Source organism: Streptomyces sp. CB01373 (genome assembly GCF_002803075.1).
In the GTDB taxonomy this organism is placed as follows: domain Bacteria; phylum Actinomycetota; class Actinomycetes; order Streptomycetales; family Streptomycetaceae; genus Streptomyces.
Map to the genome: position 1 here is coordinate 303,750 of NZ_NNBK01000012.1, position 8,332 is coordinate 312,081.

General features: G+C 72.5%; 6 protein-coding genes. All 6 read left to right on the forward strand.

The features are described 5' to 3' along the window. The first annotated feature begins 4 nt into the window (after positions 1 to 4). The gene (locus CG719_RS20895) at positions 5 to 799 is read left to right on the forward strand and encodes an enoyl-CoA hydratase-related protein (protein ID WP_100570189.1); all 795 of its coding nucleotides are present in this window, start codon (positions 5 to 7) and stop codon (positions 797 to 799) included. Further along, entirely contained in the window at positions 796 to 3,222 is a 2,427-nt protein-coding gene (gene fabD / locus CG719_RS20900; protein WP_234375680.1) for an ACP S-malonyltransferase, read from the forward strand. Before CG719_RS20895 ends, fabD begins: the two co-directional genes overlap by 4 nt. Positions 3,223 to 3,324: 102 nt before the next feature. Continuing rightward, complete coding sequence (locus tag CG719_RS20905) at positions 3,325 to 4,275, forward strand: DUF6039 family protein (RefSeq protein WP_100570190.1); 951 nt, start codon at positions 3,325 to 3,327, stop codon at positions 4,273 to 4,275. A gap of 60 nt (positions 4,276 to 4,335) precedes the next feature. Continuing rightward, positions 4,336 to 6,144: an amino acid adenylation domain-containing protein gene (locus CG719_RS20910; protein ID WP_100570191.1), complete on the forward strand. Its 1,809-nt coding sequence runs from the start codon at positions 4,336 to 4,338 to the stop codon at positions 6,142 to 6,144. Then, the gene (locus CG719_RS20915; RefSeq protein ID WP_234375681.1) at positions 6,141 to 7,109 is read left to right on the forward strand and encodes a chlorinating enzyme; all 969 of its coding nucleotides are present in this window, start codon (positions 6,141 to 6,143) and stop codon (positions 7,107 to 7,109) included. The genes CG719_RS20910 and CG719_RS20915 overlap by 4 nt, the downstream gene beginning before the upstream one ends. Positions 7,110 to 7,144: 35 nt before the next feature. Further along, positions 7,145 to 8,320, forward strand: coding sequence for an alpha/beta fold hydrolase (locus CG719_RS20920; RefSeq protein WP_100570192.1), 1,176 nt, complete (start codon positions 7,145 to 7,147; stop codon positions 8,318 to 8,320). The last annotated feature ends 12 nt before the right edge of the window (positions 8,321 to 8,332 follow it).

The window sequence follows — 8,332 nt, forward strand, 5'->3', positions numbered from 1 at the left end:
GCAGATGGACCTGAGCACGGATCACCGCACGATCCGACTCTCCGGCATGCCGGGCGTCCTCACCGTCGCCCTCGACCGCCCGGACGCGCAGAACAGCATCGACACCGCCATGATCCGGGAACTGCACGCGGCGCTCGACACGGCCGAGGCCGACCCGGACTGCCGGGTGGTGGTGCTGACCGGCGGCGGTGACGGCGTGTTCTGCACCGGCATGGACCTGCTCGGGGCGGCCGCCGAGGGCCGCCCCGACCGGGAGCGGGCGGCGCAGGGCGGCGCCGAGTTCCTCGGCCTGCTGAAACGTCTCACCCTCACCCCGCGGGTGGTGGTCGCCACCGTCGACGGCCGGGTGGCCGGCGGCGGCGTCGGCCTGGTCGCCGCCAGCGACTTCGTGCTCGCCACGCCCCGTTCCACGTTCAGCCTGCCCGAGGCGTTGTGGGGCCTGCTGCCGTGCAGCGTCGCCCCGTTCCTGATCCGCCGCACCGGCTTCCAGAAGGCCTACGCGATGAGCCTGAGCACCCTGCCGGTGACGGCCGATCACGCACTGCTGTCCGGCCTGGTCGACCAGCTGGTCGACCAGCTCCAGCCGGCGCTGCGCAGACTCGCCTTCCGGGTCACCAAGGTGGAGGGCGCCACGGTCGGCGACCTGAAGCGGTACTTCGCCAAGATGTGGATTATCACGCCGGAGGTCGAGCGCACCGCGATCGACGAGTTCGCCCGGCTGATGTCCTCCGACGGTGTCGGCCGCCGGATCGCCGACTTCGCCGAACGGCAGCGCTTCCCGTGGGAGGGCGGCTCGTGACGCAGCGGACCGCATGGCTCTTTCCCGGCCAGGGCGCGCAGCGCCGCGGCATGGGCCGCGACCTGTTCGACCGCTACCCGGACGCGATGGCGTCCGCCGACCGGATCCTCGGCTTCTCGGTGCGCGAACTCTGCCTCGGCGACGCCGCCGAACGGCTCACCGACACCCGCTACCTGCAGCCCGCGCTGTTCGTCGTCAACGAGCTGACCCGGCGCGAGTACGCGGCCCGCGAACCCGCCCCCGACTACCTGGCCGGGCACAGCCTCGGCGAGTACAACGCGCTGCTCGCCGCCGACGCCTTCGACTTCGAGACCGGACTCGCGCTGGTGGCTCGCCGCGGCGAACTGATGGGCCGGGCCACCGGCGGCGCGATGACCGCCGTGGTCGGCCCCGGCGCCGCCCGGATCGCCGACCTGCTCGCCGAGGCCGGCGTCGACGACGTCGACCTGGCCAACCTCAACTCCGCCGAGCAGGTGGTGCTCTCCGGCCCCGTCGAGTCGCTGCGCCGCGCCGCCGGGGCCGTCACCGCCGCGGGCGCGGGCCGCTGCGTCCCGCTGCGGGTCAGCGCCGCCTTCCACTCCCGTTACATGGCCGACGCCGCCCGCGAGTTCGCCGCCTTCCTGGACGGCTTCGAGTTGCGCGACCCCCGTATCCCGGTGATCGCCAACGTCACCGCCCGGCCCTACCGCCCGGGCGAGGTCGGCCGGCTACTGGCCGCCCAGGTGCACAGCGCGGTCCGCTGGTCCGAGAGCATGCGCCATTTGCTGGCGCAGGGCGTCGACCGGATCGCCGAGCAGGGCCCGGGTCGGGTGCTGACGGGGCTGTGGGACGCGGCGGTGAAGGACGCGGCGAACGGGCCGGCGCCGGAACCGCAGCCCGCCGCGGGCAGCGCCTCGGCACCTGCGGCGGCCGGAGGAGCTGCTGACGGGGCATCCGCCGCCGGGCGGGCGGCACCTGCCGCGCCCGCTTCGGCCCCGGCCGCCGGCCTGGCGCCTTCCCCGTCCCGGGTCGGCGCAGCCGGGGGCTCGGCGACTCCTGTGCCCGGGCCTTCCGCTGACGGTATGACCACACTGACCCCGGAGCGGCTGGGCTCGGCGGCGTTCCGGGCCGACTACGGGGTGCGCTACGCGTACCTGGCGGGGTCGATGTACAAGGGCATCGCCTCCACCGAGCTGGTGGCCCGGATGGTGCGGGCCGGACTGCTCGGGTACTTCGGGACCGGCGGGCTGCGGACTGAGCGGATCGAGGCGGCGATCGCCACGCTCCGCGCCGAGCTGGGCCCGGACGGCAGCTTCGGGATGAACCTGCTGCACGCGCTGCACGACCCGGCGCTGGAGGAGGCCACCGTGCGGCTGTTCCTGCGGCACGGGGTGCGGTTCGTCGAGGCGTCAGGCTTCACCCAGCCGACCCGGGCGCTGGTGCTGTACCGGCTGAGCGGGGCGCACCGGGACGGCGCGGGCCGGGCGGTGGCTCCAAACCGGCTGCTGGCCAAGGTGTCCCGGCCGGAGGTGGCGACGGCGTTCATGGAGCCGGCGCCGGAGACGCTGGTACGGGGGCTGCTCGCCGACGGGCTGGTGACCGCCGCGGAGGCCGAGGCGGGCCGCGCGCTGCCGCTGGCGGGGGAGGTGTGCGCGGAGGCCGACTCGGGCGGGCACACCGACGCCGCGGTGGCCTACACCCTGATGCCCGCGATGACGGGCCTGCGGGACCGGATCGTGGCCGAGCGCGGCTACCCGGACGGCATACGGGTCGGCGCGGCCGGCGGCCTGGGCGCGCCGGAGAGCCTGGCGGCGGCGTTCGTGCTGGGCGCGGACTTCGTGGTCACCGGCTCGGTCAACCAGTGCACCCCGCAGGCCGGGACGTCCGACGCGGTGAAGGACCTGCTGGCGCAGGCCGACGTCCAGGACACCGGGTACGCGCCGGCCGGCGACATGTTCGAGATCGGGGCGCGGGTGCAGGTGCTGCGGCGCGGCACGCTGTTCGCGGCGCGCGCCAACAAGCTGTACCAGGCGTACCGGCAGTACGACGGCCTGGAGGCGATCGACGCCAAGCTGCGGCGGACGATCGAGGACGGCTGGTTCCGCCGCGACCTCGAGCAGGTCTGGAAGGAGACCCGCGAGTACTACCTGCGGGCCGGCCGCCCGCAGGAGGTCGAGCGGGCCGAGCAGGACCCCAGGCACCGGATGGCGCTGGTGTTCCGCTGGTACTTCGTGCACAGCACCCGGATGGCGATGCGCGGCGACCCGGCCGAGCGCGTCAACTACCAGATCCACACCGGCCCGGCGATCGGTGCGTTCAACCGCTTCGCCGCCGGGACCGCCCTCGCCGACTGGCGCAACCGCCATGTCGACGCCGTCGCCGAGGCATTGATGGCCGGCGCGGCCCAGGTCCTCCGAGGCCGTTTCTCCTCGCTGGGTCGATAAATTCCCGGCCTGCTCAATAGTGAGCTGCGCAGTTCTCCGGAGAAATGACCTAATTGTGTCGCGAGAAGCAGCGATTCGAACCATTCACCAAGGAGTCCTTTCATGACCGAGAAGGCCGATTCCGAATTCTCCACTCCGGTCGCGCAGCAGCAGACGTCCCTTCCGGTCGCGGATATCCTGCACTCGGCGAACGCCGGTGTCGTGGTCGAGCGCGTCGGACAGCTGCGGGCCGAATTCCGCTCGGAGGGCAGGCAGTTCGCCCGTGAGCTCTCCGAGTACCTGAACACCCGGTACGTCGGCGTGGCGACCACCTTCGTCTACGAGGAGACCTTCGGGACCAAGGACACCCTGCACTGGCTTCTGCACATGCGCTCCCTGGAGGCGTACGAGACCCTCGTCAGGATGGGCTCCCAGGACGAGGGCTGGCGCGAGGTGATGTTCCGCAACCGCATCCCGGAGGAGCGCGGCGGAGGCTCGTGGGACCGGATGTTCCTGGACGGCGGCCTGAAGGAGACGGTGCTGATCCCGCAGAGCTTCGGGATGTACGGCACGGCCGACACCGAGCTGTCCTCGGTGGTCGACGACGATGGTGTGGACCGCTTCGTGGTGCCGACCGCGGAGCACCAGACCTCGCAGAAGCCCGATGAGCTGCTGCACTCCGCGAACTCCGGCATCATCATGCACCGCACCGGCGAGCTGAAGTACGAGTTCCGGGCCGAGGGACGGGAGTTCGCCCGCGCGCTGACCGAGAGCTGGAACGCCTCGCTGGGCGGCGAGGCGACCATCTTCCTCTACGAGGAGGCGTTCGGCCTGTCCGACCGGATCCACTGGTTCATCCACCTGCGGAAGCTGAGCTCCTACTACAACCTGATGGGCCTTCGGGCGCGCACCATGCCGGCCGCGCGCGAGGTGTTCACCAAGCAGTGGATCCCGGCGGAGAAGGGCGGCGGCGGCTGGGAGCGGATGTTCGTCCAGAGCAGCCTGCAGGACCTGGCCCTGACCCCGCAGCACTGGGGCATGTACGCCACCAGGACCGCCGCCGCCCAGGGCTGACCGTCCCCGCGGGCTCTCGGCCGCCCGCCCCGCGAACCCGTACCGGATGGGAGATCCGCCATGGTTTCCGGCAAGACGCTGCACCAACTCTTCGAAGTCCAGGCCGCCAGGATGCCGGACCGCGTGGCGGTGAGCGGGGCGGACCGCGCCCTCACCTACCGCGAGCTGAACGCCGAGGCCGACGCGGTGGCCGCCCGGCTGCGGGCGGGCGGCGCCGGCCCCGACCGGCTGATCGGCCTGTGCGTCGACCGCAGTGCCGACCTGGTGGTCGGCCTGCTCGGCATTCTCAAGGCGGGGGCCGCGTACGTGCCCGTCGACCCGGCCTACCCTGCCGACCGGGTCGCCTTCCTGCTCGACGACAGCCAGGTCTCCGCGGTGGTCTCGGTGTCCCGGGTCGCCGAGCGCCTCACGGACTGCGGGGCCCCGGTGGTCTGGCTCGACCGCGACACCGAGGCGCCGGCCGCGCCGGCCGCGCCCGCCGCGGTCGAGGAGTCCCGGGAGAGCGACCTCGCGTACGTCATCTACACCTCCGGGTCGACCGGCGTCCCGAAGGGCGTGCTGGTCGAACACCGCAACGTGGTGCGGCTGTTCGAGCAGACCACCGAGCTGGTCGGCTACTCGGCGGACGACGTGTGGACGCTGTTCCACTCGATCAGCTTCGACTTCTCGGTCTGGGAGCTGTGGGGCGCGCTGCTGCACGGCGGCCGCCTGGTGGTGGCCGGCACCGAGACCGTCCGCTCCCCGGAGCTGCTGCACAAGCTGCTCGCCGACGAGGGCGTCACGGTGCTCAACCAGACCCCGTCCGCCTTCCGCCGCCTGGTGGGCGCCTCCACCGCGACGCTGCCCGCACTGCGCCTGGTGGTGTTCGGCGGCGAACGCCTGGACGTGAAGCTGCTCGAGCCCTGGTTCGCCCGCTACGGCGACGAGCGGCCCGCGCTGGTCAACATGTACGGCATCACCGAGACCACGGTCCATGTGACGGCCCGTGCGATCACCCGGGCCGACCTCGACGAGCCCGGCGTCAGCCCGATCGGCCGCCCGCTGCCCGAGGTCACCTTGCACCTGCTCGGCGAGGACGGCAGCCCGGTCGCCGACGGCACCCCTGGTGAGCTGTACGTCGGCGGTACCGGCGTGGCCCGCGGCTACCACCGCCGCCCCGAGCTGACCGCCGAGCGCTTCCGCACCGTCGGCACCGGCGCCGACGCGGTGCGCCTGTACCGCTCGGGCGACCGCGCGGTGCGCACCGCCGGCGGCGAGTACCTGTACGTCGGCCGAGCCGACGATCAGATCAAGATCCGCGGTTTCCGGATCGAGCCCGGCGAGATCGAGGCGCTGCTCGCCGACGACCCGCGGCTGGCCTCGGCGATCGTCGCCCCGCAGGACCACGGCGAGGGCGACGTCCGCCTGACGGCCTACCTGGTGCCGCCGCCCGACGCCGAGATCGACGACGAGGCGCTCGGCCGGCTGGTCGCCGAGGTGTCCGCCCGGGCCGCGGGCACGCTGCCCGAGCACATGCGGCCCTCTGCGTACCGGCTGATCACCGAGGTGCCGACCACCGCGCAGGGCAAGGTCGACCGCTCGGCGTTGCCCGCCCTGCCGCACCGGCAGGCTCCGGCCGGACCGGCGGGTGCCGGCGCGGAACTGACGCCCACGCAGCAGCAGGTCGACGCGATCGTCACCGAGGTGCTGGCCCGGCCGGGCATCGGCCTCGACGACGACCTGTTCGAGCACGGCGCCACATCGCTGGCGTTCATGCGGGTGATCGCCTCCGTCAACCGGCACTGGAAGCTGTCGCTGACCGGTGCGGAACTCGACGCGGCGACCGTCCGCCACCTGTCCGCCTGCGTGGACGCGCAGGAATCGAAGTGAGCGAAGAGAGGAGCACCACCGTGCCCGACGTGACCGGCGGCTTCACGCTGACGCCCGAGGAGCGCGCGAGCTTCCACGAGCGCGGCTACTTCGGCCCGTTCAAGGTGTACGAGATCGAGGAGATGCAGCGCCGCTGGCGGGTCGAGCGGCTGCGGCTGATGGACCGCAGCAACGCGGTCTACCAGGACGAGGCAGCGCAGTCCGGCAACACCAACATCTCCAACTACGACCGGCACCTGGACTCGGAGTTCCTCGCGGACCACATCTCCCGGCCGCAGATCGTCGACCGGGTGGCCAGCGCGCTCGGGCCCGACGTGCTGTGCTGGCGCAGCGAGTTCTTCCCGAAGTACCCGGGCGACGAGGGCACCGACTGGCACCAGGCCGACACCTTCGCCAACGCCTCCGGAGTGCCGCAGATCCTGTGGCCCGACGAGCACAAGGACTTCGGCGGCACCATCACGGTGTGGACGGCGTTCACCGAGGCCAACGAGGACAACGGCTGCCTGCAGTTCATCCCCGGCACCCACACCCGGATGAACTACGACGAGACCAAGAAGATGCACTACAGCCCGGACTCCATCAACCAGGTGGACAAGGGCGGCATCCGCCGCGGCTTCTTCGGCTACGACTACCGCGAGCTGCAGGTCGACGCCGACTTCAAGCCCGACGAGTCGCAGGCGGTGTCGATGGTGATGCGCCCGGGCGAGGCGATCATGTTCTGGTCGACCCTGATGCACGCCTCCTGGCCGCACAGCGCCAAGACCGACGAGATGCGCCTGGGCTTCGCCGGCCGGTACGTGCCGACCTCGGTGCGGGTCTACCCCGACACCGAGCAGATCGAGGAGTACGGGGGCACCGTCTCGCTGGAGCGCTACGGCGCCGTTCTGGTCGGCGGCGAGAACCGGTACGACCACAACCGGATGGTCACCCGGACCACCCTCGGCCACCCGTTCACCACCCGCTGACACCGACCGAAACCGACCGGAAGGCGTACGAGCCGATGACCGAGCACCAGGCCCGGGCCGCCGCGACCGCACTCGCCGAGGCGGTGCACGGCCTGCGGGCGCTGGCCACGCGCCTCGACCCGCCCGCCCGGGTGGCCGCGCCGGCCGGCCCGCGCGCCGAGCTGCTGGCCGCGCTGGCCGAGCGGCTCGGCGTCCCGCTGGCCATCGAGCCGGCCGCCCCGGACAGGGAGAGCGGCGTCTTCGAACGGATCATCGGCGAACGGCTCGGCCCGGCCCTCGGCCGGCCCGAGCTGGACGACCTCCCGGACCGCCCCGCCGAGATCACCGGGATCGCCGACCGGGTAGCCGCCGCCTCCTTCGACAGGTTCCGCACCGCCCTCGACGCCGTCGCCCCCGACGGCGCCCGGCTGCCCGTCTACACGGCCGGCGACCCGGCCGCGCCCGCGGTCCTGATCGCCTCCGCCTGCGGGATGCCCGCCGAACTGTGCTCCCGCTGGCTGGAGTTGCTCGGCAGCGAGTACCGGATCGTCACCTGGGAGACCCGCGGTCTGTTCACCGACGAACCGGACTTCGACAAACTCGAATGGGACACCGAGGCGCAGGCCGAGGACGTCTTCGCGGTCATGGAGCACCTCGGCATCCGCACGGCCCACCTGCTGGGCTTCTGCGGCGGCAGCGTGATCGCGCTCGCCGCGGCCCGCCGCAGCCCGGAGCGGATCGACTCGCTCAGCCTCTGGCACGGTGCGTACGAACTCGGCCCGGACTCACCGAAGCTGGACCACCACCGGAACATCCAGGCGCTGATGGCGATGGCCGCCGAGGACCGCGACACCGCCGCCGCCGTGCACGCGGTGTTCCTCAGCACCATGCTCGGCGGCACCCCGCCCGACCTCGCGCACCTGGTGCTCTACCCCTTCGTCACCCCCGAACTGTTCTACCGATACTGCCGTTTGAACGGCGCGATCACCGACATCGACGTCAACCGGCTGCTGGTCGGCGTCGACCACCCCACGCTGGTGGTCACCAGCGAGGACGACACCACGGCCAATCCGCTCGGATCGGCCGAGGTGGCCCGGAGGCTGCCCAACGCGACGCTCAGCGTCGAGCCGACCGGCGATCACATCTCGCTCTTCAGGTTGGGCGGCCGACTGGGCGAACTCGCGCTGGGTTTCCTGCGCGAGCACCCCGGCGGCCAGGCCGCCCCGCGCTGAGACGGGACTCAC